Genomic DNA, 22,042 nt, shown 5'->3' on the forward strand with positions numbered 1-22,042 from the left:
CGTATTGCTAGAATAAGACGTATTTATGAGGGCACGCCACACCGTATTCATTGCACTCATGGTCATCGTCGGGCTTAACCTCCGCCCTGCGATGTCATCGGTCGCGCCATTACTCAACCGGCTGCAGGAAGTTGCCGGACTATCGGCGGCTGCAGCGGGCGTGCTGACCACGCTACCGGTGCTTTTTCTGGGGCTTTCCGCACCGCTCGCCCCGGTGCTTGCCCAGCGTATCGGAAGCGAGCGAGCCTTGAGTGCTGCCCTGGGGCTGCTAATGACGGGCCTGATAATACGTGGCTTGCCCCTCCCTGGCGTTCTTTTTCTGGGGTCAGCGCTTTCCGGCGCGGCCATTGGGCTTGCGGGCACTCTGCTTCCCGCACTGGTCAAACGCCAGTTGCCCCAAAGCGCCGACCTCCTCACCGGCCTCTATACCATGGCGCTGTGCCTGGGTGGTGCACTCGGCGCAGGGTTAAGCGTGCCGTTAACCCACTACCTTGGCAGTTGGCAGGCCAGTTTGATGAGCTGGGCGCTACTCGCCCTGGCCGCCCTGGTTCTATGGGTCATTTACATGCCCAGGACGTCGACTACCTCCTCACCAGCCTCGCTCCCGCAAGCCGGTGCACTCAAGCTTCTCGGTCAACCGCTGACCTGGTACGTCATGCTCTTCATGGGTATTCAGTCATCAATGGCCTACATCGTCTTTGGATGGCTGCCTACACTGTTGGTATATCGCGGATATGATGAAACCTCGGCGGGGTGGACCATGGCCATTTCCATTCTTTGTCAGCTTGTCTCAGCGCTCAGTGCCCCCTGGCTTGCACGCCTGGGACGTGACCAGCGCCCGGCACTGCTTTGCGTCTTGCTGTGCACCGCCTGCGGGCTATCGATGCTGCTGATTGCTCCATTGTCGTGGCAATGGCCCGGCGCCGTGCTTCTCGGCCTGGGCCAGGGAGGAAGCTTCAGCCTGGCACTCAGCCTGTTGGTATTGCGCACGGCGAATGCCCGCCTGTCCGGCCAGCTGTCCGGGCTGGTACAAGGCGGCGGCTATACCATCGCCGCACTTGGCCCATTCGGGGTGGGCTTATTGCTGCAACACGGTGCCACCGGCGCCCAGATCGCCTGGCTGCTGATTGCCCTGCTGGCAGTGTGCGGCGGCTTTGCAATGCTTGCCGGGCGACAACGCTGCCTCGACGATAGCTCGGGGCAGCTTGTCGTGCACAATAGCGGACTGGCAGATCGCTTACATAAGGAGACACCGTGATGGCCCACCCTCGCCTGCTGATTATTTATACTGGCGGCACGCTTGGTATGTGCCCAGGCGACCAAGGGTTGACCCCGTCGGGCAACATTGAATCGCGGCTGGCCAAAGCGTTTAACCAACTGCCCCTTCTTCAGCAGCAGGCCTTGCCAAGTTTTGAGGTGTTAAGCTATCCGCAGTTGATCGACTCGAGTTCCGCCACACCTGACAACTGGTCGCAGCTTGCCCATGATATCGCCAAGCGACTGAGCGATTACCAGGGATTCGTGGTCATTCACGGCACCGATACACTCAGTTGGACAGCAGCCAGCCTCGCCTATCAACTGCAGGGCATTGACCGGCCGGTGATTCTCACCGGTTCCATGCAACCTCTGGAAGCGCCCGGCAGCGATGCCCTCGACAACTTATATTGGGCGCTACGCTGTGCTGAACAACCTCACGCAAAGGAAGTGGCGATTTACTTTCACGGCAAGTTACTTCGCGGTGTTCGCGCAACCAAGCAGCACAGTGAGGCGGTGGATGCGTTTACCAGCCCCAACTATCCGCAGCTCGGCGAGCGCAAGGGAGAACATGTTGTCCATTACCCCGGTCGCGGTTTGGCGGATCAGCAACGTGGCGCCCCAAGGTTCGAGCTGCCCGATTACACCTCGGTGAGCGATGGTGCCATTGTTCGATTAGCGCTCTGGCCGGGCATCACCGCCTGGCAGCTAGCGTCCTGGCTGGAGGACCCGCGTGTTAAAGGTGGCCTCCTTCAGCTCTGGGGGGCGGGCAATCTGCCCGATGACCCGGCGCTTTTCGCCGTTCTGGCCAAGGCCAGCGGCGAGGGCAAGATGCTGGCCGCCATCAGCCAGTGCCCTCAAGGCAGCGTTCATTTGGGCACTTATGCTGCCGGCAAAGGGCTTCTCGACGCTGGCGTGTTATCCGGCGACGACATGACCCCGGAAGCCGCCTTTGGCAAGCTTGTGCACCTGCTCGCCCAGCCGATCCCGGAAGAGGATCGTCGCCGTCGTTTCCTGAGCTCCCTGGTTGGCGAACGTTAAATATGCGCCTGGCAATCACGGCGTTTAACGCTAGAGTGAGAGTGACAGCACACTCGACGGATCAACAGGAATAACCTCTATGGAAAAGCCGGTTCATTATTTCAGCGAGCTGTTCGAACAGTTGGGCCTTGCATCTGACGCAGCCTCGATTGAGCGATTCATTCAACGCCACGCGCCTCTTCCCGAGACAATGCCGCTGGCCGACGCCCCCTGCTGGAATGAAGGGCAGGCAGAGTTTCTCAAGGAAGCCGTCGAGGAAGATGCCGACTGGGCGGAAGTCGTCGACCACCTTGATGCATCCATGCACAAGCCAGCGTAAACCAGCCGCGTCAATGTCAATGCAGGGGCGTTTCCGGGCGCCCTGCATGGCATCGGCGAATGGGCGCTACCTGAGCACCGCGCCACTCATCCCTGCAGACGCGCTTCAACCCGCTCGAGAATCTGCCGACTCACCTTGCCCACCAGCGGTGTTGCCGCCTTGTTCACGGCCTTTGCCATGAAACGGTTACCTATTTCATAGCTCAGCGTCAGCGCCACTTCTGTGCCTTCCGGCACTTCACGCAAACGATAGCGCCCCTGGTTTTTGACCCCATTGACCGATTCCCAGGCGAGCACATCCGGCGATTTAACCTCGGTCACCACTACGTCAAATGTCCAGTCCATGCTCAGTGCACGAACATGCCAGCGATAGCGTTCGTCGCCTAGCGATTCGATATCGCTGATCAGGTCCGAATAGTCGGCAAAGTCCTCGACGCGCCTTAACAGCGCGAATACCCGTTCGGGCGCGGCCCTGACGATGGCGCTATGTTCAATAGTGGCCATATAAAACCCCTTGAATGAAGCCCCTAGCGTAGCACTTTCAGCCCATATTGTGAGCATGCTGGCGCTAGCCAGAAACACCTCGATTGCGTACACTTGCAACCTTCCGGACCGGACCCCGGAACACAGTAGCAGCTTTCTTCACGCTACGATCAATAAATTCTCCGGCATAAGAGTGCTTATCATGTCAATTTCCCAAGCTCCGCATGGAGCCACCGCCGTGGTGATATATTCCGGCGGCATGGACTCGTTCACCCTTCTCCACCGGGCGCTAAACGAAGGTTATCACGTTCATGCGCTGTCATTTCATTACGGCCAGCGCCACGCCCGTGAACTCGATGCTGCCCGCCAGGTATGCCAACACTTGAATGTCCCCCACCAGGTCGTGGATATCCGGGCGATTCACTCGCTGATTGATAATTCAGCATTGACCAACACTGACCAGGCAATGCCCCAGGGCGATTACGACGGCGACAATATGGCGGCGACCGTGGTCCCTAACCGCAACATGATATTGTTGTCCCTGGCTATTGCGAACGCTGTCAACATCGGCGCAGAGCGCGTTGACTACGGTGCCCATGGCGGTGACCACGTCCTCTACCCCGACTGCCGCCCGGCTTTTGTGGAGGCCATGGATCAGGTCGCACAAATTGCCAACTTCTCCCCCGTCAAGGTACATGCCCCCTACCTGCATGCCAGCAAGGCCGACATCCTTCGGCAAGGCCTGGCAATGGGGCTTGACTACCGAAACACCTGGACCTGCTATGAAGGAGGCGAACTGGCCTGTGGGCAGTGCGGAAGCTGCCGCGAACGGCTAGCCGCCTTTGCGGCGAATGGCGTGACCGACCCACTCCCCTATACCTCACACCCCTGTGCCTCACAACAGGAGGCACGCTGATGTATCAGGTAAAAGAAGCCTTCTACACGCTGCAGGGGGAAGGCGCCCAGGCCGGCCGGGCCAGTGTCTTTTGCCGTTTCAGCGGCTGCAATCTATGGAGCGGTCGCGAACGGGACCGGGCAACCGCCCGGTGTACCTTCTGTGATACCGATTTTGTCGGCACCGATGGCCAAGGCGGAGGCCGTTTCGAAACACCCGACGCCCTGGCCGAGCACATCAGCGCGCTGTGGCCCAGTGACGCTGGCCGTGCCATTCCTTACGTCGTATTTACGGGGGGCGAGCCGCTACTGCAGCTTGATCCGGCACTGATCGCCACGCTGCACAGCGTGGGGTTTGAAGTAGCGGTTGAAACCAATGGGACGCTCACCCCTCCCGCCGGGATTGACTGGCTGTGCGTGAGCCCCAAGGGCAAGAACCCGCTGGTGATTGATCAGGGCGACGAACTCAAGCTGGTCTATCCCCAGACCGAGGCACCGCCCGAGGCATTTGCGAAGCTCGACTTTCGCCACTTTTTTCTTCAGCCAATGGACCTTTCCCCTTTAGACGCTCACGACGACGACACTGTCGCGCGTACCACGGCCTATTGTTTAGCCAACCCGCAATGGCGTTTATCGCTTCAGACGCACAAAATCGCAGGCTTTGACTGATGTCCTTATTTGTTAATCAACTCACCCATATCGACGCATCGCTGTGGTGCCCAGAAAAGGGCCTCAAGGGCGTTAGCTGGCAAGTCGATGCGGTGCTTGAAGGCGAGCTTGGCAAAGACGGCATGCTGCTGGATTTTGGCGAGGTCAAGCCATGGATCAAGCATCACCTCGATAGCGGCCTGGACCACACGCTTCTGGTACCTGTCGAGGCTTCCGGGGTCACTGTCAGCCCCTGCGAGGAAGGCTTGTGCGTGCGCACCACGACGCCCTATGCCATGGAAGTAAAAGGGCCGGAACAGGCTTTCACCCTACTGCCCGTTGCCACCATCGAGCGCGACGCCGTCGCCGCCAGTTTAAGCCAGACGCTCACTGAGCAGCGGCCGGCAAACGTCACACGGGTTCAACTAAGTCTCAGTGATGAAGCCATCGAAGGCGCTGCCTATGGGTACAGTCATGGTCTGAAACTGCATAAGGGCAACTGCCAGCGCATTGCCCATGGGCATCGCTCACGCCTGCATATCTGGCAACGGGGAACCCGCCAGCATGAACTCGAACAGCAGTGGGCGGCCTGGCTCGATAATCGCTACCTGGTAGAAGAAAATGACATTATCGCCCGCGACAAGCAGGCCCTGACGTGCCGCTATCAAGCGGATCAGGGAACCTTTACCCTCACGCTACCCGATGAGCGCTGCGCGGTCCTGACTACCCCCACAACGGTGGAAAACATTGCTCACTGGCTGGCGGAACAGCTTGCTGCTCAAAGCCTTGAAACCTCAACGGTGCACGCATTCGAGGGGTTTAATAAAGGCGCGATAGCCAAGGCAAGCCCATGAGTGATGAGTGCCGGGCAGGCTGCGGGGCATGCTGTATTGCGCCGTCGATCAGCTCAGCCATTCCAGGCATGCCCGAAGGCAAACCGGCAGGTGTGCGTTGCGCGCAGCTGGACGAGCATAATTTATGCCGCCTGTTCGGAGATCCCCGTCGACCGGCCGTGTGCGAGCAGTTTCAGTTTGACACTGCCGTCTGCGGACGGCAGCGGGAAGAAGCACTGATCACCCTGACATGGCTGGAAGATAACACCTAGCAGCCTGTCGGGCTTGGCCGATCGTCGCGAGAAGCACGGGTTTTGAGCCAAATTTATCTATCGATTGAGGCGAATAGCGCGCTATTTAACGAAATCGATCGAATAAAGTTGGTCAAAATACCGGGGTTCGCAGTAGATCAGTGTTAAGTCCGACAGGCTGCTAACTCTCCAGGCGCTCGGGATAGGCCAGGCGACGATCCACCAGGCTGACCCAGCGGACCAGGACCGGCGCGTCACTATGACTAACGTCGCTCAACAGACGATGGAAGGTCTCCCGTGCTGATTCGTCGTCGGGTGCGATGCGCGTCAACCATAACTCCAGTGCTGCCAATTCCTGATGGCGATTACCGTGCTCCCGGGCCTGAGAAATCGCCATCTCGGCCAACGCACGCACTTCATTGGCCGGATGGTCGAGCATGATGCGTACCCGGGCAAGCTGGGTGGCAAGCTCGGGCAGAAACAGCGTGGACCTCTCTTTGGCAATCACCAGGCACTGATCCAGGTAATCTTCCGCGGCACTCAATTCTCCCAGGGCAATACAGGCATCCGAATACCACAGCACAGGACGCTTGAAGCGATCACGCCCGTTAAGCTCCGCCATCTGGTCCAGGCTATCGCGCAGTTGGGTCAGCCCGCCGTGATCGCCCGCCAGTGCGCGCTGCCAACCCAGAATTCCCTGGGCGCTAATTTGCCACAGCTGTAAATCCGGCGTGGCGGTCATCGCCGCTGCCTTTTCGGCATGACGCGCCGCTAAATGCACATGGCCAAGCTGACGATAGAGCGAGGCAGCAAACAGTAGCGCCATGGCAAGCGTACCGGGATGGCCCAGCTTTTCCGCGAGCCGTATCGCCGCAGAGACCTGTCGTTCAGCACGCTGGTAATCGCCACATAGGCATAGCGCCCAGCCCTGGAAACACGCCGCTGTTACCTGCGGATGGTCAGAGAACGGCAGCCACTCGATCATCATCGGCGAGTTGAGCGGGTCGATTTCATTCAGATGGTCATTGGCCTGCTGAACACGCCCCGCCCAGTATTCGCAATGCGCACGTGCGTAGTCAGCCAGTCGCTGGTAGCGAGGGTCGTCAAGCCGTACGGCTATGTCACCAAGAGTGGACGCCAGCGCGAAGGCATCGGCATGCGCGTAGCGCTGACTACGTCCTACCCACAGTCCCCACTTGACCAGAAAGATTTGCTCCAGGTCTTCAGGGTCTTCCAGGGCATCCGCGCCCGAGTGGCGCAACAACTCACGCGCACGCACGAAACTTTCGTGGGCGGTGGGCGAGCCATGCCCCTCGAGCGCAAAGGCCGCCTGCCCGCGCACCGTTAACAGACTCACCTCGCGCTCGACCTCGTGCTCCACGTGGCGCAGGCTGGCCAGTCCGAAGTCCGCCATGCGCAACGCGGTGCGATTGGCGCTTACTTTTAGCGCTTCCCGGGCGGCTAGCTCAAAATAACGTGCGCCGCGCGCGTAGTGACCGCTTCGCCGTAGGTGCGTGGCAAAATCACCGGGATGGCGGCTGATCCACATCGGGAAGCGCTGTTCTATCAGGCTCACCACCTGCTGATGAAGGGTAACGCGCACGTCCCGGGGGCAGGAAAGATAGGCCGCCTCCTGGAGCAGTTGGTGGCTGAACTGGAACTCGTGTTCGTTTGAACCGTTATCCACCGGCTCGATGATTTCGAGCTGGCGCATATGCTCCAGCGCCTGCTGCAAACGCGCTGTGTCATAGCCACTGCATTCGCTGAGGAAATCCAGCCGGAAGCGTTTGCCCAGTACCGCGGCAATGTGAGCAATGTCACGGTCCGCTTCCAACTGGTCGATACGACTGGCCAACAGACCAAGCAACCCTTTGGGCAACTCATCAAACTGGACGCTCCGTCCTTCCCGGCGATCCATATCCAGGCGCCGACAGATTTCCTGCAAATACAGCGGTACGCCATCACAGCGTTCGATGATCTGATTACGCAGCCGTGGGCTCAGGTGAATACGGTAACGACGCGAGAGTTGCGATAACAGCCGAGAGGATTCGAGTTCACCCAGGCGGCCCAGGTTGATTTGCTGGTCCCAGTGCAGTTTGACCGGCAGGGGTTCACGGCCATGATGGCTGGCCACCAGCATAAAGGCCGTGTTGATGGGCAACCTCGCCTGGAGGCCTGACAGTACCTTGAACGAGGGTTCGTCTAACCACTGAAGGTCATCCACCATCAGCACAAGTGTATGGGTGGCCGCCTGCCGTTCGATCAAGCGGTGTAACAGCATCACCACCAGCTCGACCGCTTCACCGTTCTGTGTCAACTGGGACACTTCCTGCACGCTACGCACACCAAGGGCTTCTTCAAGCAAGCATTGCTGCTCATCGCTCAGCGTATTGAAAGCCAGATCGGTTTGCAGGGCGTGCAGTGCATCCTGGTCCGGGGCCCCATCCAGGTACCAGGACAGAAGAGTCCGCGCGACGCCATAGGGCTCCAGCACCGAAAGGCGGGTGGTGGGCTGCCAGCAAATAGCGGCATCGCGGCTTATCTCAAGCTGACGAAAGCCAACCATCAGGGCCGATTTCCCCATGCCCGAAGCGCCGCGTACCAGCACACTTTGGCGCAGCCCGATACCGGCTCGGGCCAGGGCATCTCTCAGGGTTCTTAACGAGGTTTCGCGCCCCACCAGGCTCGGCGGCAGTGCATCACGGCCACCTTCGTTCTGGCCGAGTACCAACGCTCGTTGGCGTACCCGGCCATCGCTGGACATGACCCGCGAGACCAGACGAGGCTGAAGGTCCAGCGCCGGTGGCATATGCTGGCTCGACTCCTGCGAGATGACCAGCTCGCTGCCTTCGGCCGCGCTCATCAGCTCCAGGGATATCTGCGTTACCTGGCCCAACGGATCCGCCAGTTGCCGCTCCGGCAAATAAACCACTCGGCCGCTGTGCAGCCCGGCTGCCAGTTCGAACTGTGGCAGCTCACCTTCACCCGTCCAGTGCCTGGCAGACTCTTGGGGGAGCGTCTGACGGCAATGCTCATAAAGCGCGACCAGTTCAGCCAGCTGATGGGCTGGGCCATGGGTACCAAAACACGCAAGCCCCAGGCCACCTGTAGCACCCGGCAACCAGAAACCACCCAAATGATGGCATTGCTGCTCAAGCCAGCGCAGTAGTTCCAGTTGAAGCGCGAGGCAGTCACGCGTCGCGGCGCGATCCTGCCAGTCCCCCTGGAGCCGCAACCGAATGGCCATTACCGAGAGCTGGCGAAGCTCGATCTCATCTTCACGCAAGGGCTGGCTGTCGGTGGCAAGCGCTCGCGAAAAGGCGCCTTGGGGTGACATGACCCGGGCATCCGGGTGTCCATCGGACCAGTAGCTAGCCAGCTGCAAGAAGCTAGGCTCAGGCTGCTGGCCCGACAAGGCAAGCAACTGCAGGTAGCTGTTGTATTGCTCGTGGGCTGCCGCCATCTGCTTTTTTTCAGCAAGCTGTCTAACCAACCGCTCATGGAAAGGGCCATAGCCGGAAAACCGACTGACCAGCGTTTCCAGAAGGCCGTCAGGGACTTCCTGATAGTTATCCAGCACCTGCTCGGCAAAGCGGATAACCCGCTGACGCCATTCGTTGCGCGCCTGAACCAGCCAGCGCTGGAAATCACTGCAGTTGGCGAGCTGCAATTCCTCGATCAAGTCGCCCTGGTAACAGGTGAGCACGTCATCCAGGGTAGCCAGATCCCGCGGCCCTTCGAGCAGCGTTTGCAGTTCATGCAGATCGACCTGCCAATTGGCCGGAAGCTGAAAAGCAATGGTCTGACGCGATACGTTAAGCACCTGTTCTGCATCTTCGCCCAATGATTGACGCAGACAATGCAAGGCGTGTCGAAGGTTGGTGCGACCCGACGAAAGGCCCTGATCCGGCCACAGCAGTTCGGCCAGCGCAGCGCGATTGACAGGTTGCCGATGCAGCAGCAAGTAGACAAGCAACGCTTTCACTTTATCGTAGCTAAAGTGGGTCAGCACATCATCACCCTGGGTCAGGGCAAAATGACCGAACAGGGTCAGTTGGTCATACTTTTGAGCATCGCGCATAGTAAACATCCTGTCTGGACGAACGGCAACATTACGCTGGCACGCCGCTATGAAAACGGAAAGCCGTATCCGGCGAACTGATTAGCTCTGCTTCGCATTCAACAAAGAACGCGATCCGCTCGTCGATCGAGTAATCGGTCTGCTGCCGGGCAAGCAACAGGTAATCTTCGAAGTGTCGGCCCTCAGACTTGACCAGAGTGCGGTAGAACTTCGCCAGTTCCTCATCAAGGTAGGGAATCAGGCAAGCAAAGCGTTCGCAGCTCCGTGCTTCGATGAGCGCGCCAATAATCAACACATCAATCAATCGCTCAGGGTCCTGGGGACGAACATGGCGTCGTAACCCTTCCGCATAGCGCGAAGCCGTCAAGTGCCTGTAGGTTACCCCCCGGCCTTCCATGAGGTTCACGACCTGCTCAAAATGCAGCAGTTCTTCCCGGGCGAGTTGCGACATCTTGCTCAATAACAGCGGTTGATCCACATAGCGATACAGCAGACTCATCGCCGTGGAGGCGGCCTTCTTTTCACATTGAGCATGGTCAATCAGCAGAATTTCGGGATTCTCCAGGGCCCAGACAAGCCAGGCATCTGGCGTCGTGCATCCCAGAAAGTCATTCAAGCTGTCAGGCAACAGGTCACTCGCATCGAGCGAATGACCCGCTTTGTCAGGGATTACTTGTATCGACATAACACCATCACTAAATAACTATCACATAATTGTACAACAATTATAACATCTTGGGTAATTCGAATATGCCAGTACGGTCAGCTGATCAGCCTGACGCAGGTCATCAACCCGACAGATGGTAACGCGGCGTTACGAGAATCACACTTTATGCAACCTCTGTCGATAGCGAGTGCTTTTTTGCCAGTAAAGCATGCCAGAACGTTTGGTCCTAGCGCGTTTCACACCTTTGTTCGTGCGCATCAGCATAAAGTACAACGCCATGGCAGCGGACTCACCTTAACATTGTCGACAGTTTGACGTAGAATTGCGGCCATCCAACCAACGCTGTTTGTCAAGCGTATGTCAGTATCCGGTGGCACTGTGAAGCGCACAGCCCACGTGCCGTCGCCACCATAAAAGCAGATGAGAGGGCCCCAAACGTGCTTGAAGCTTACCGCCAACATGTCGAGGAACGCGCTGCAGAGGGCATTCCCCCCAAGCCCCTGAATGCCGAGCAAACCGCCGCTCTGATCGAGCTGCTTAAAATGCCCCCGGCTGGCGAAGAAGAGTTCATTCTCGACCTCATTACCAACCGCGTTCCCCCGGGTGTTGACGAAGCGGCTTACGTAAAAGCCGGTTTTCTGACGGCCATCGCCAAAGGCGAAGCCACATCGCCCCTCATCGATAAAGTGCATGCCGTCAAGCTGCTTGGCACCATGCAGGGCGGCTACAACATCGTCTCCCTGGTCGAGTTGCTTGACAACGACGAACTCGCCCGTGAAGTTGGCGAACAGCTCAAGCACACCCTGCTGATGTTCGATGCCTTTCATGATGTCGAACAACGTGCCAAGGCAGGTAACAGTGTCGCCAAGGACGTTATCCAGTCATGGGCCGACGCCGAGTGGTTCCTCTCCAAGCCAGCGCTCGAAGAAAAGATCACCCTGACCGTCTTCAAGGTACCCGGCGAAACCAACACCGACGACCTGTCACCCGCACCGGATGCCTGGTCGCGCCCGGATATTCCCTTGCATGCCAATGCCATGCTCAAAAACGAGCGTGATGGCATCGACCCCGTGGAAACGGGCAAGACCGGTCCGCTCAAGCAGATCGAAGAGGTCAAGGCCAAGGGCTTCCCTGTGGCTTATGTGGGCGACGTTGTGGGTACGGGTTCTTCGCGCAAGTCAGCCACCAATTCCGTGCTGTGGTTCTTCGGCGATGACATTCCTCATGTGCCTAACAAGCGCGCAGGCGGGTTCTGTTTTGGCAGTAAAATTGCCCCCATCTTCTTCAACACCATGGAAGACTCCGGCGCTTTACCGGTCGAAATGGATGTCGAAAAGCTGGCCATGGGCGACATCATCGATGTCTACCCCTATGCAGGCAAGGTCTGCAAGCATGGGACTGACGAGGTACTGACGACCTTCGAGCTTAAGACACAGCTGATTCTCGACGAAGTCCGTGCAGGCGGGCGCATCCCGCTGATCATCGGTCGTGGCTTGACGGGCAAGGCACGTGAATCCCTGGGCCTCGCTCCGTCGGACGTATTCCGTCTGCCCGAGCAGCCCAACGACACCGGCAAAGGCTTTACCCTGGCCCAGAAAATGGTCGGCAAGGCCTGCGGCATGGACGGCGTTCGCCCCGGGATGTACTGCGAACCCAAGATGACCACCGTTGGCTCACAGGACACCACCGGGCCGATGACGCGCGATGAGCTGAAAGACCTGGCGTGCCTGGGCTTCCAGGCCGATCTGGTCATGCAGTCGTTCTGCCATACCGCCGCTTACCCGAAGCCGGTGGATGTGGATACGCACCACACCCTGCCGGACTTCATCATGAACCGTGGCGGCGTTTCGCTGCGCCCCGGCGACGGTATCATTCACAGCTGGCTCAACCGCATGCTGCTGCCGGATACCGTTGGCACTGGTGGCGACTCCCACACCCGCTTCCCGCTGGGCATTTCCTTCCCGGCAGGCTCGGGTCTTGTCGCCTTCGCTGCCGCCACCGGTGTCATGCCGCTGGACATGCCGGAATCCGTACTGGTGCGCTTCAAGGGCAAACGCCAGCCTGGCGTCACCTTGCGCGACCTGGTTCACGCCATTCCGCTGTACGCCATCAAGCAGGGCCTACTGACGGTCGAGAAGTCCGGCAAGAAAAATGCCTTCTCGGGTCGCGTCCTGGAAATCGAAGGCCTCGAGGACCTCACCGTCGAGCAAGCCTTCGAGCTTTCCGATGCCTCTGCCGAGCGTTCGGCCGCCGGTTGTACCATCACCCTCTCCGATGAGAGCGTGACCGAGTACCTCAAATCGAACATCACCTTGCTCAAGTGGATGATCGCCAATGGCTACGGCGATGAGCGCACCATCAGCCGCCGTATCGAAGGGATGGAAGCCTGGCTTGCCGATCCTAAACTGATGCGTGCCGACAAGGATGCCGAATACGCCGAAGTGATCGAAATCGACCTCGACGAAATCAAAGAGCCGGTCCTGTGTGCGCCGAATGATCCCGACGATGCGCGTCTACTCTCAGACATTGCCGGCACGAAAATCGACGAAGTATTTATTGGTTCGTGCATGACCAACATTGGCCACTTCCGCGCCGCTGGCAAGCTGCTCGAGAAACAGCCCGCAGGCAGCCTCAAGACCCGCCTCTGGCTGGCACCGCCGACCAAGATGGATCAGCACCAGCTTACCGAAGAAGGCTACTACGGTATCTACGGCCGTGCCGGTGCACGCATGGAGATGCCCGGCTGCTCGCTGTGCATGGGCAACCAGGCGCGCGTCGCCGCCAAGAGCACCGTTGTGTCGACCTCGACGCGTAACTTCCCCAACCGGCTCGGCGACGGCGCGAACGTCTACCTTGCGTCAGCCGAGCTGGCGGCAGTCGCCGCCGTCGAAGGTCGCCTGCCCACGGTCGACGAGTACCGCCGTTACATGGGAGAGTTTGACGCCATGGCGGGCGAGATCTATCGTTACATGAACTTTCACGAAATTGAGGAGTATCAGAAGATCGCCTCAAACGTGATTCCGGTGGCTCAAGAAGCGTAAGCTTCAACGCTACCGCTCCATCGCCGATGCTCGCACCATCGCAGAAGGGCTTCGCGCTCTTTTGAGCCGATGAACGAACGCCCCGCCACTGTTCTACAGGGCGGGGCGTTTTTTCTTATGTTTAGACGCTGAGTCACCAGACAGGAATTCGCCATGCCGACAATTATTACCCCCGATATATGCGATGCCTTTCCAGACGTTCAGGTATTGGAACCCATCTTTGCCAGCTTTGGCGGCGTTGATGCATTTTACGGTCCGGTACGCACAGTCAAGTGTTTTGAAGATAACTCGCTCGTCAAGCAAGCCGTCGCTGAACCAGGTGATGGCGCCATCCTTGTCGTGGATGCGGGAGGTTCTCCTCGCTGTGCCATGCTCGGCGATATGCTGGCTGAACAAGCGGTCGAGAATGGCTGGGCTGGCGTCGTGATGTACGGTTGCGTTCGCGACGTGGACATCCTCGCCACCCTGCCCCTCGGCATTCAGGCGCTAGGGTGTCATCCACGTAAAAGCGAAAAGCGTGGGGAAGGACAGCGCGATGTGGCCATAAGCTTTGCAAGCGTCACCATCACGTCGGGCAGTTGGCTGTACGCTGACAATAACGGCATCCTGATCGCCGATCGCGAACTTCCGCTTGATCAAGCGTGACTTGTCAGGGGTGGCGCTTGCTGCCACCCTAAAGTCTCTTCTCATTACCCTTTTGTGTCCATGCAGCCTTTGAATCAGCTTGGCTATGCCCTTGCCCGCACATTACGCGATCATCTACGTCCGCTGATTGCGTTTCATTTATTTTTCACCCTGCTAGCCTCAGCCCTTTTATTACCCGCCATCGCCTGGGTCATGCGTGCCCTGCTCGCCCAGTTGCGGCGTAGCGTCGTAACCAATAACGACTTGGTCTCGCTCGTGTTCAGCCCATTGGGTTTATTGGGCATGTTGATCGGCATTGGACTGTTCTTCGTGGTGCTTTACTGGCAGCAGGCCGGCATGCTCCAGGTCGCGACCAGGCCTCGCGACAATCACTATCGCCTTGCGTTTGAGGCGCTCTGGCTAAGCAGTCGGCGATTACCTGCGCTGACGGGCCTGGTCATTCTGCAGGTGGGTAGCCACTTGCTACTGCTCGCCCCCTTCATGCTCGCCCTGACCTGGCTGTATGACATTTGGCTGAGTGGTATCGATCCTTACTACCTTCAGCGCATCAAGCCCCCTGTATTGTGGTATTTCGTTGCCTGCGCGACCCCACTATTGCTGGTGTGGATGTTCCTGGCCGCCAAGCTCTATTTACGCTGGCTGCTGGCGCTACCCCTGGTGGCCCTGGATGAATATTCGCCGTGGCAGGCGCTTCGCCGCAGTGTCGTTCTCACCCGAGGCTGGCATCGCTCGATTGGCATTGCCGTCATATTGGTTCTGTTACTGATTATCGTGCTGCCGATTGCAACCACCCTGCTGTTTGATTATTTATTTACGCCGCTACTGTGGTGGTTACCCGAGCATACAACCGTCCTGGTACCGGCCATGCTGGGCTATTTGACCGGTTATGTGCTGATCACACTGGCGATCACCTTTCTGGGCATTGCCGTAAATGTCCTTTTGTCCGCCTGCCTGTACCTTCAACTGGCCCACCGCGAGGCACGTCCAGCGCCACCTGCCAATGCCCACCCGGGGCGCTTTGCCTGGGCGGTGGAGCTCAGCGTACTGGCCTTTGCAGCCCTTCAGGCCTGGTGGATACTGACAAGCTTCGACATTCGCGACGACGTGGCGATCATTGCCCATCGCGGCAGCTCAATGGCCGCCCCGGAAAATACCCTGGCAGCGGTGGATCAGGCGATCGTGGACGGTGCCGACGCCATTGAAATCGACGTCCGCCTGACAGCCGACCAGGAGGTCATGCTCTATCACGACCGCAACATGGCACGCCTGACAGGCGATCAGCAGGCATTCGGGGACTTGACGCGCGAGGAACTCGAGCGCTACGACGTTGGCAGCTGGTTTGGCGATGTGTATGAGGGGGAGCCCATTCCAGGTCTCGACGATGCGCTGGCACTGGTGCGCGGGCGCGCCGACCTGATGATCGACATAAAGCCATTGCCGGGCCAAGGTCAGGCGCTCACCAATGCCGTCTTAAGAGAGTTACAGCAAGAGACCGATGCCCGCTATCAGTGCTGGGCATCGGCTGACAGCCCAATAGCCGCCTTCGCCCTGTGCGGCTACCCGAATGCCATGCACAGCATGCGCATGGCCACCACGTCGCCGGGCTTGCTGCCGTTCATCAAACGGCAAGCGCCAGAGCTCAAGGTCACGCTTATCGCCCAGCTGATTTTGCCGGGCACACTGGATCGCGGTGCTTTTGACGCCCTGGGCCTTCGCCATAATCGTATCACCACGCAGGAAATAAAACTGGCGAAGCTTTATGGCTATGAAGTACATGCCTGGACGGTCAACAGCCGGAGCCGCATGTCCACGCTCATTGACCTTGGCGTGGACGCGATCATCACCGATTATCCCAAACGGCTGGTCGCTTTGCGCAACGATCGTCGCGCGCTGAGCGACGGCGCACTGATGTTGGTGAAGCTACGCAACTGGCTCCGGCGCTAGGTTCGTTCAATCGCCCATCACCACGCCCTCCCGGCGTGGGTCCGCGCCGCCAAACAGCGTGCCATCCTCGAAGCGCATGATCGCCTGAAGCCCGCTGGTCAGCTCGCGCTCGCTGATGTCATGCCCTCGCTCTCTCAGAGCGTCGAGGGTGGCCTCCGGGAAACGGCCTTCCTCAACCCAGACCTGGTCGCCCAGGGTCACCGCATGGGGCAGGTTCAACGCCGTTTGCGCATTCATTCCCCAGTCACGCAGTGCTATCAGCGTTCGCGCGGTGTAATGAATGATCGCTGCGCCACCGGGCGACCCAAGGCTACCGACCAACTCGCCGCTGTCATGATCGAAGATAAGCGTGGGGCTCATACTGGAACGCGGGCGTTTGCCAGGCGCTACCCGATTGGCCACGGGTTCACCGTCCTGCTCGGGCTCGAAGGAAAAATCGGTCAGCTCATTGTTGAGCAAAAAGCCGCCCGGCAAGTCGGTCCCCCCATCGCTCATGATGCGCGAGCCAAAGGCCTGCTCGATGGTCGTGGTCATGGCAACCGAGCGACCTTCAGCATCGACGATGCTGATATGGCTGGTACCGTATTCGGGCTGAGTCGGCTGCGCCGCCCAGCTAGTGTCTATATCGCCGGGCCGACCGTGTTCGGCATCGCCCCCCATGCTCTCTTTACCAATCAGCGCGCTGCGCTTGGCGAGATAGTCCGGCGCCAGCATTGTCGACCAATCACCACCGGGGGCCTCGACGAAATCAGGGTCGGCTATATAGTAATTGCGGTCGGCAAACGCTAACCGGGAGGCTTCCAGAAACTGGTGCAACCAGCCGCTGCTGGTGACTCCGTCGTCCAGAGGGGCTTCAAGCAGGGGCTGCTGATCGAGCATGCCAAGGATCTGCATGATCGTGAGGTGGCCGGACGATGGCGGCGGGAAACCACAGACCTCCCATTGCTGCCAGGGCGTACAGATAGGATCGCGGATAATGGCGTCATAACCTTCAAGGTCATCCAGCGTCATCGCGCCGGGTCGAGCGGGATGCTGGGTGACCTCATCGACAATATCCTGGGCAACGTCTCCCTGATAAAAGGCAGCGCTGCCTTCCTCGGCGATACGTTTTAATAGCGCCGCGAGGGCCGGATTTTTGAGGGTCTCACCCACGGCAATGGGCTCGCCTTCCGAGTCATAATAAAAACCCCGCGCCAGGTCGTCATCGCGCAGGGCATCAACATCGGCAAGGCTCGAATGAAGCCGCTCACTGACAGCAAAGCCCTCTTCTGCCAGCGTCATCGCAGGCACAAAAAGGTCTTCCCAGGGCAGACTGCCGTGAGCCGCATGGGCTTTTTCCATCAGCCGCAGCGTTCCCGGCACACCGACCGACCGGCCGCTCTCCACGGCATCCATGAACGCCAACGGCTCGCCATCCTGCATGAAGAGTTCGCCATCCACGGCGGCGGGGGCCGTCTCACGCCCATCGTACGCGCGCACCTCATCACCATCGTAATAAAGCAAGAACGCCCCGCCGCCAAGGCCACTAGATTGCGGCTCCACCAGTCCCAGCACCAACTGGACGGCGATGGCTGCGTCGATCGCGTTCCCACCGGCCTTCAATATCTGGTAGCCCGCATCGGTGGCCAGTGGGTTGGCAGCGGCCACCGCGAAGGAATCGGCAGACCAGCCAGGTTTTTCTTCGTAGCCAGATTCGCTTTCGGGTGAGATGGAGGGGGTTTCATAGTCGAAGCCCCAACCATGTAAAGGCACTACCAAGAGACTGGGTAGCAGCCAGCGCATTTTTTTCGAGGGCATCACGACCGACTCCGCCAATGTATACAGACCAAAGTTAGAGCGTAGCCTATTAAACCCAAGCGCCCAGCACAATGGCTGGGCGCGTTGCATCAAACCGGCTGCCGATCAGTCAGCGATGGTTTCACCTGCCAGCATGAACCAGGTTTCGAGTACCGCATCCGGGTTGAGGGATATCGAATCAATCCCCTGCTCCATCAACCACTTGGCAAAGTCAGGGTGGTCAGAGGGTCCCTGACCGCAGATGCCGACATACTTGCCCTGGGCCCTGCAGGCCTGAATCGCCATGGAGAGTAGCTTCTTGACGGCTTCGTTACGCTCGTCAAACAGGTGCGCCACGATACCCGAGTCACGATCAAGCCCAAGGGTGAGCTGTGTCAGGTCGTTGGAACCGATCGAGAAACCATCGAAATGCTCGAGAAACTCGTCGGCCAGCAGCGCATTGGCGGGCAGTTCGCACATCATGATGACCTTGAGACCATGGTCACCGCGCTTGAGCCCGTTGGTCGCCAGCAGCTCGACCACTTCCCGGGCTTCTTCCGTGGTGCGCACGAAGGGCACCATGATCTCGACATTGTCGAGCCCCATGTCTTCGCGGACACGCTTGAGCGCCCGACATTCCAGCTCGAAACAAGGGCGGAACGCCTCCGAAACATAACGCGAGGCACCCCGGAAGCCCAGCATGGGATTCTCTTCACCGGGCTCGTAAAGCTTGCCGCCAATCAGGTTCTCGTACTCGTTTGATTTGAAATCCGACAGCCGCACGATAACGCGCTGGGGGTAATAGGCAGCAGCCAGTGTCGAAATGCCCTCAACGAGTTTATCGACGTAGAAGCTGACCGGGTCGGTATAACCGGCCGTGCGCATGTCGATCACCTGCTGAAGGTCAGACGGCAGGGTGTCGTACTCCAGCAATGCCTTAGGGTGAACGCCAATCATGCGGTTGATGATGAACTCGAGCCGCGCGAGCCCTACCCCAGAATGCGGAAGGCTGGCAAACCCAAAGGCGCGATCGGGGTTGCCCACGTTCATCATGATCTTGAAAGGAATTTCGGGCATGGTATCGACGTTGGACACCTTGCAGTCGTAATCCAGCAGGCCTTCATACACATGCCCGGTATCGCCTTCAGCGCAGGAAACAGTGACGTCACTGCCTTCGTTCAATCGTGTGGTGGCATCGCCACAGCCGACGACCGCAGGGATGCCCAGTTCACGGGCAATGATCGCCGCGTGGCAGGTCCTGCCGCCGCGATTGGTCACGATGGCTGAAGCGCGTTTCATGATCGGCTCCCAGTCGGGATCGGTCATGTCGGTTACCAGCACGTCGCCGTCATGGATCTTGTCCATATCGTCTGGCGTCATGACCACCTTGGCGGTACCACGGCCGATGCGTTGGCCGATGGCGCGGCCGGTGACCAGGGTGCGGCCTTTCTCGCGCAGCTGGAAACGCTCCAGTTTGCCGCCTTCCTGCTGGGAGACCACGGTTTCCGGCCGGGCCTGCACGATGTAGAGCTCACCGTCGTCGCCATCCAGCGCCCACTCGATATCCATGGGTCGCTGGTAGTGCTGCTCGATGGTCACAGCCTGGCGGGCCAGAGACATCACCTGGGCATCGTTCAGGCAGAAACGACCTCGGTCCTTTAGCGGCACGTCAATGGTCTCGACCGACTTGCCTGCGCTGGCATCTTGGGTATAGACCATCTTGATCAGCTTGGAACCCAGGTTACGGCGCAGCACGGCGGGCCGCCCCGCGGCCAGGGTCGGCTTGTGAACATAGAACTCGTCCGGATTCACCGCCCCCTGGACGACGGTTTCACCCAGCCCCCAGGAAGCCGTCACAAAGACGGCGTCGCGGAAGCCCGACTCTGTATCCAGCGTGAACATGACACCCGACGCACCCGTTTCCGAGCGCACCATTTTCTGCACACCCGCAGATAGCGCGACATTTTCATGCGCATAGCCGCGATGCACACGGTAAGAGATGGCCCGGTCATTAAACAGTGACGCGAACACTTCGTGGACAGCACGTTTAATGTTGTCGAACCCTTCGATATTGAGGAAGGTTTCCTGCTGGCCGGCGAAGGAGGCATCGGGCAAGTCTTCCGCGGTGGCCGAGCTGCGCACCGCGACCTTTAACGCAGGGTGACGCTGCTGAAGGCTCGCGTAGGCGCTACGCAGTTCTTTTTCGAACGTCGGGGGCAGCGGCGTGTCGATCACCCACTGACGGATCGTCTTCCCTGCCTCGGCCAATGCTTTGACATCGTCGACATCCAGCCGCGCCAGCATCTGGTTGATACGCTCGTTGAGACCTTCATGGGCGAGAAACTCTCGGTAGGCATGAGCCGTGGTGGCAAAGCCACCTGGCACCGTGACCCCCGCTCCCGATAAATTGGAGATCATTTCGCCAAGCGAGGCGTTTTTGCCACCCACGCGTTCGACGTCAGCCATACCCAATTGATCGAACCATAGAATGTAATTGTTCACGCAACCCCCTCGCTCGATAGGCCAGCGATCATGACAACCGCCAGAGATGAATGCGGACACCCTAGCACCGCCCCGGTGTATTCGCCATTGGTCTAATAGCGAAGGCGATGGAGGATTTTTACAACAGGCGGCCTTTTTGAACCTTTGTTGTAGTCGCGACTCGAGCACCGTTGTGCCGGACGTCATCCCGACCCACAATAGGCACAACGTTCAGGAGAGCAAACACCATGCAGCGCACGGCATTTTTCATTTCGGATGGGACGGGCATCACCGCAGAGAGCCTGGGAAGAAGCCTGTTGGCCCAGTTCAGCGATGTCGAGATCAACATGCAGACCAAGCCCTATATCGACACCCTGGACAAAGCCCAGGCCCTGGCCGAGATCATCGATGCGACGGCCGTTCGGGACGGCCAACGGCCGATCATCATCGACACCATTGTCGATCAGCAAATTCGTGACGTGATTCGCAAGGCCGCCGGCTTCAAGGTGGATATCTTCTCCACCTTTCTGGAACCGCTCGAACAGGAGCTCGCGACCCATTCCTCTTACAGCGTGGGGCGAACGCACTCGATTGGCAGCGACGACGTTTACATGGACCGCATCCACTCGGTGCACTTCGCGCTGGACAACGACGATGGCGCACGCACCCACCAGTACGATAAAGCCGATATTATACTGGTCGGGGTATCGCGCTGCGGCAAAACCCCCACGTCGCTCTATCTGGCGCTTCAATTTGGCATTCGCGCCGCCAACTACCCCCTCACGGAAGACGACCTGGACGAAGACGGCATGCTGAAATTGCCCCGGGTTCTTGCCCCCCATCGGCACAAGTTGTTTGGCCTGACAATCGACGCCAGGCGGCTGGCCGCCATTCGCAACGAACGCAGGCCCAACAGTCGCTACAGCTCCATGGACCAATGCATGCAGGAGATCGAGCAGGCCGAAGCATTATACCGCCGCCTGCACATCCCCTATATCGACGCCACACGCTTCTCCGTGGAGGAAATATCCACCCGCATGATTGCTGAAACCGGGTTGGCGCGGCGCTTTTCACCCCGTTAGGGCCGCATGAGATCACATGCCCTTGGGCGCGAAGATACCCGGGGCATTGCGCCAGTACCCCTTGTAATCCATACCAAAGCCAAATACGTATCGGTCGGCGACCTCCAGGCTACAGTAGTCAGCCTTCAGCCCGGGCACTGCCTTGCGGTCGTGGCGCTTGTCGACCAGTACCGCCGTGGTAATGCTGGCAGCCTGCGCTTCCTGGCAATAGTTCAGAATGGCCGCCAGCGTCGTGCCTTCATCGAGGATGTCGTCGACGATAACGACATGCCGACCGGCCATGGGAATCTCCGGCGACACCCGCCAGAAAAGCTCTCCGCCACGGGTTTCGTTACGGTAGCGCGTGGCGTGCAGGTAGTCGACCTCAAGCGGAAAGCCCAACCGGGTCAAAAGGTGGCCTGTGGTGATCAAGCCGCCATTCATGACGCAATAAAAGACCGGTAGTTTATCGCCCAGATCCGCGCTGATCTGCTCAGCCATTCGGTCCAGCGCCTGCTCCACCTGCTGCTGGGAAATCAAGCAGTCTGCGTTGTCCATGAGCTCGCGCATGGTGTCGAGGGATGCGAGCGCTTCTTTGTCTAGCTTTGCCATTGAAGTTCCAGC

At 59.0% G+C, this 22,042-nt stretch carries 17 protein-coding genes; 11 read left to right on the top strand and 6 right to left on the bottom strand.

Annotated features, from left to right (window positions below; all coding sequences use genetic code 11):
- Positions 1–25 precede the first annotated feature (25 nt).
- From NH395_RS15360 to NH395_RS15370, 3 genes are all read left to right on the top strand, one after another.
- The gene (locus tag NH395_RS15360) at positions 26–1,258 is read left to right on the top strand and encodes an MFS transporter (RefSeq protein ID WP_253026107.1); all 1,233 of its coding nucleotides are present in this window, start codon (positions 26–28) and stop codon (positions 1,256–1,258) included.
- On the top strand, positions 1,258–2,295 hold the full coding sequence (locus NH395_RS15365) for an asparaginase (protein WP_253026109.1): 1,038 nt from the start codon (positions 1,258–1,260) through the stop codon (positions 2,293–2,295). The genes NH395_RS15360 and NH395_RS15365 overlap by 1 nt, the downstream gene beginning before the upstream one ends.
- Positions 2,296–2,374: 79 nt before the next feature.
- The gene (locus NH395_RS15370) at positions 2,375–2,614 is read left to right on the top strand and encodes a DUF2789 domain-containing protein (protein WP_066315459.1); all 240 of its coding nucleotides are present in this window, start codon (positions 2,375–2,377) and stop codon (positions 2,612–2,614) included.
- 86 nt (positions 2,615–2,700) lie between these two features.
- On the opposite strand, the gene NH395_RS15375 is transcribed toward NH395_RS15370, so the two are convergent.
- Positions 2,701–3,117, bottom strand: a complete 417-nt coding sequence (locus NH395_RS15375) for an SRPBCC family protein (RefSeq protein WP_253026111.1) — start codon at positions 3,115–3,117, stop codon at positions 2,701–2,703.
- 181 nt (positions 3,118–3,298) lie between these two features.
- Between NH395_RS15375 and queC the strand changes: the two genes are divergently transcribed.
- Genes queC through NH395_RS15395 form a run of 4 tightly spaced genes read left to right on the top strand, consistent with a single transcriptional unit; the run spans position 3,299 to position 5,743 of the window.
- Entirely contained in the window at positions 3,299–4,012 is a 714-nt protein-coding gene (gene queC, locus NH395_RS15380; RefSeq protein WP_253026113.1) for a 7-cyano-7-deazaguanine synthase QueC, read from the top strand.
- Positions 4,012–4,659: a 7-carboxy-7-deazaguanine synthase gene (gene queE / locus NH395_RS15385; protein WP_253026115.1), complete on the top strand. Its 648-nt coding sequence runs from the start codon at positions 4,012–4,014 to the stop codon at positions 4,657–4,659. The genes queC and queE overlap by 1 nt, the downstream gene beginning before the upstream one ends.
- On the top strand, positions 4,659–5,492 hold the full coding sequence (locus NH395_RS15390) for a 6-carboxytetrahydropterin synthase (RefSeq protein WP_253026117.1): 834 nt from the start codon (positions 4,659–4,661) through the stop codon (positions 5,490–5,492). The genes queE and NH395_RS15390 overlap by 1 nt, the downstream gene beginning before the upstream one ends.
- Positions 5,489–5,743 carry a YkgJ family cysteine cluster protein gene (locus NH395_RS15395; RefSeq protein ID WP_092828898.1) on the top strand — a complete coding sequence of 85 codons (255 nt, stop codon included), beginning with the start codon at positions 5,489–5,491 and terminating at the stop codon, positions 5,741–5,743. The genes NH395_RS15390 and NH395_RS15395 overlap by 4 nt, the downstream gene beginning before the upstream one ends.
- Positions 5,744–5,903: 160 nt before the next feature.
- Here the strand turns inward: NH395_RS15395 and NH395_RS15400 are convergent, their stop codons facing one another.
- Both NH395_RS15400 and NH395_RS15405 read right to left on the bottom strand, forming a co-directional pair.
- Positions 5,904–9,803, bottom strand: a complete 3,900-nt coding sequence (locus NH395_RS15400) for an AAA family ATPase (protein ID WP_253026119.1) — start codon at positions 9,801–9,803, stop codon at positions 5,904–5,906.
- 31 nt (positions 9,804–9,834) lie between these two features.
- Positions 9,835–10,488: a tRNA-(ms[2]io[6]A)-hydroxylase gene (locus tag NH395_RS15405; protein WP_253026121.1), complete on the bottom strand. Its 654-nt coding sequence runs from the start codon at positions 10,486–10,488 to the stop codon at positions 9,835–9,837.
- Between the two features lie 419 nt (positions 10,489–10,907).
- On the opposite strand from NH395_RS15405, the gene acnB reads away from it, so the two are divergent.
- From acnB to NH395_RS15420, 3 genes are all read left to right on the top strand, one after another.
- On the top strand, positions 10,908–13,511 hold the full coding sequence (gene acnB / locus NH395_RS15410) for a bifunctional aconitate hydratase 2/2-methylisocitrate dehydratase (RefSeq protein WP_253026123.1): 2,604 nt from the start codon (positions 10,908–10,910) through the stop codon (positions 13,509–13,511).
- Positions 13,512–13,664: 153 nt separating this feature from the next.
- Positions 13,665–14,156 (top strand): ribonuclease E activity regulator RraA, encoded by a 492-nt coding sequence (gene rraA / locus NH395_RS15415; RefSeq protein WP_253026125.1) that lies wholly within the window; start codon positions 13,665–13,667, stop codon positions 14,154–14,156.
- 60 nt (positions 14,157–14,216) lie between these two features.
- Positions 14,217–16,100 (top strand): glycerophosphodiester phosphodiesterase family protein, encoded by a 1,884-nt coding sequence (locus NH395_RS15420; protein ID WP_253026126.1) that lies wholly within the window; start codon positions 14,217–14,219, stop codon positions 16,098–16,100.
- Between the two features lie 6 nt (positions 16,101–16,106).
- Here the strand turns inward: NH395_RS15420 and ggt are convergent, their stop codons facing one another.
- Together ggt and ppsA are read right to left on the bottom strand one after the other, a co-directional pair.
- Positions 16,107–17,897 (bottom strand): gamma-glutamyltransferase, encoded by a 1,791-nt coding sequence (gene ggt / locus NH395_RS15425; protein ID WP_253026127.1) that lies wholly within the window; start codon positions 17,895–17,897, stop codon positions 16,107–16,109.
- A gap of 105 nt (positions 17,898–18,002) precedes the next feature.
- Positions 18,003–20,378: a phosphoenolpyruvate synthase gene (gene ppsA, locus NH395_RS15430; RefSeq protein ID WP_253026128.1), complete on the bottom strand. Its 2,376-nt coding sequence runs from the start codon at positions 20,376–20,378 to the stop codon at positions 18,003–18,005.
- Positions 20,379–20,605: 227 nt separating this feature from the next.
- On the opposite strand from ppsA, the gene NH395_RS15435 reads away from it, so the two are divergent.
- Positions 20,606–21,439, top strand: a complete 834-nt coding sequence (locus NH395_RS15435) for a pyruvate, water dikinase regulatory protein (protein WP_066315422.1) — start codon at positions 20,606–20,608, stop codon at positions 21,437–21,439.
- A gap of 12 nt (positions 21,440–21,451) precedes the next feature.
- On the opposite strand, the gene NH395_RS15440 is transcribed toward NH395_RS15435, so the two are convergent.
- The gene (locus tag NH395_RS15440; RefSeq protein ID WP_066315419.1) at positions 21,452–22,030 is read right to left on the bottom strand and encodes a hypoxanthine-guanine phosphoribosyltransferase; all 579 of its coding nucleotides are present in this window, start codon (positions 22,028–22,030) and stop codon (positions 21,452–21,454) included.
- Positions 22,031–22,042: the final 12 nt, after the last annotated feature.

Source organism: Halomonas sp. Mc5H-6, from assembly GCF_024124705.1.
Taxonomy (GTDB): Bacteria; Pseudomonadota; Gammaproteobacteria; order Pseudomonadales; family Halomonadaceae; genus Vreelandella; species Vreelandella subterranea.

Bases quoted from the DNA above. Each gene is read 5' to 3' on its own strand.
- NH395_RS15360 (WP_253026107.1), top strand. From the start codon at position 26: ATGAGGGCACGCCACACCGTATTCATTGCACTCATGGTCATCGTCGGG.
- NH395_RS15365 (WP_253026109.1), top strand. From the start codon at position 1,258: ATGGCCCACCCTCGCCTGCTGATTATTTATACTGGCGGCACGCTTGGT.
- NH395_RS15370 (WP_066315459.1), top strand. From the start codon at position 2,375: ATGGAAAAGCCGGTTCATTATTTCAGCGAGCTGTTCGAACAGTTGGGC.
- NH395_RS15375 (WP_253026111.1), bottom strand. From the start codon at position 3,117: ATGGCCACTATTGAACATAGCGCCATCGTCAGGGCCGCGCCCGAACGG.
- queC (WP_253026113.1), top strand. From the start codon at position 3,299: ATGTCAATTTCCCAAGCTCCGCATGGAGCCACCGCCGTGGTGATATAT.
- queE (WP_253026115.1), top strand. From the start codon at position 4,012: ATGTATCAGGTAAAAGAAGCCTTCTACACGCTGCAGGGGGAAGGCGCC.
- NH395_RS15390 (WP_253026117.1), top strand. From the start codon at position 4,659: ATGTCCTTATTTGTTAATCAACTCACCCATATCGACGCATCGCTGTGG.
- NH395_RS15395 (WP_092828898.1), top strand. From the start codon at position 5,489: ATGAGTGATGAGTGCCGGGCAGGCTGCGGGGCATGCTGTATTGCGCCG.
- NH395_RS15400 (WP_253026119.1), bottom strand. From the start codon at position 9,803: ATGCGCGATGCTCAAAAGTATGACCAACTGACCCTGTTCGGTCATTTT.
- NH395_RS15405 (WP_253026121.1), bottom strand. From the start codon at position 10,488: ATGTCGATACAAGTAATCCCTGACAAAGCGGGTCATTCGCTCGATGCG.
- rraA (WP_253026125.1), top strand. From the start codon at position 13,665: ATGCCGACAATTATTACCCCCGATATATGCGATGCCTTTCCAGACGTT.
- NH395_RS15420 (WP_253026126.1), top strand. From the start codon at position 14,217: ATGCAGCCTTTGAATCAGCTTGGCTATGCCCTTGCCCGCACATTACGC.
- ggt (WP_253026127.1), bottom strand. From the start codon at position 17,897: ATGCCCTCGAAAAAAATGCGCTGGCTGCTACCCAGTCTCTTGGTAGTG.
- NH395_RS15435 (WP_066315422.1), top strand. From the start codon at position 20,606: ATGCAGCGCACGGCATTTTTCATTTCGGATGGGACGGGCATCACCGCA.
- NH395_RS15440 (WP_066315419.1), bottom strand. From the start codon at position 22,030: ATGGCAAAGCTAGACAAAGAAGCGCTCGCATCCCTCGACACCATGCGC.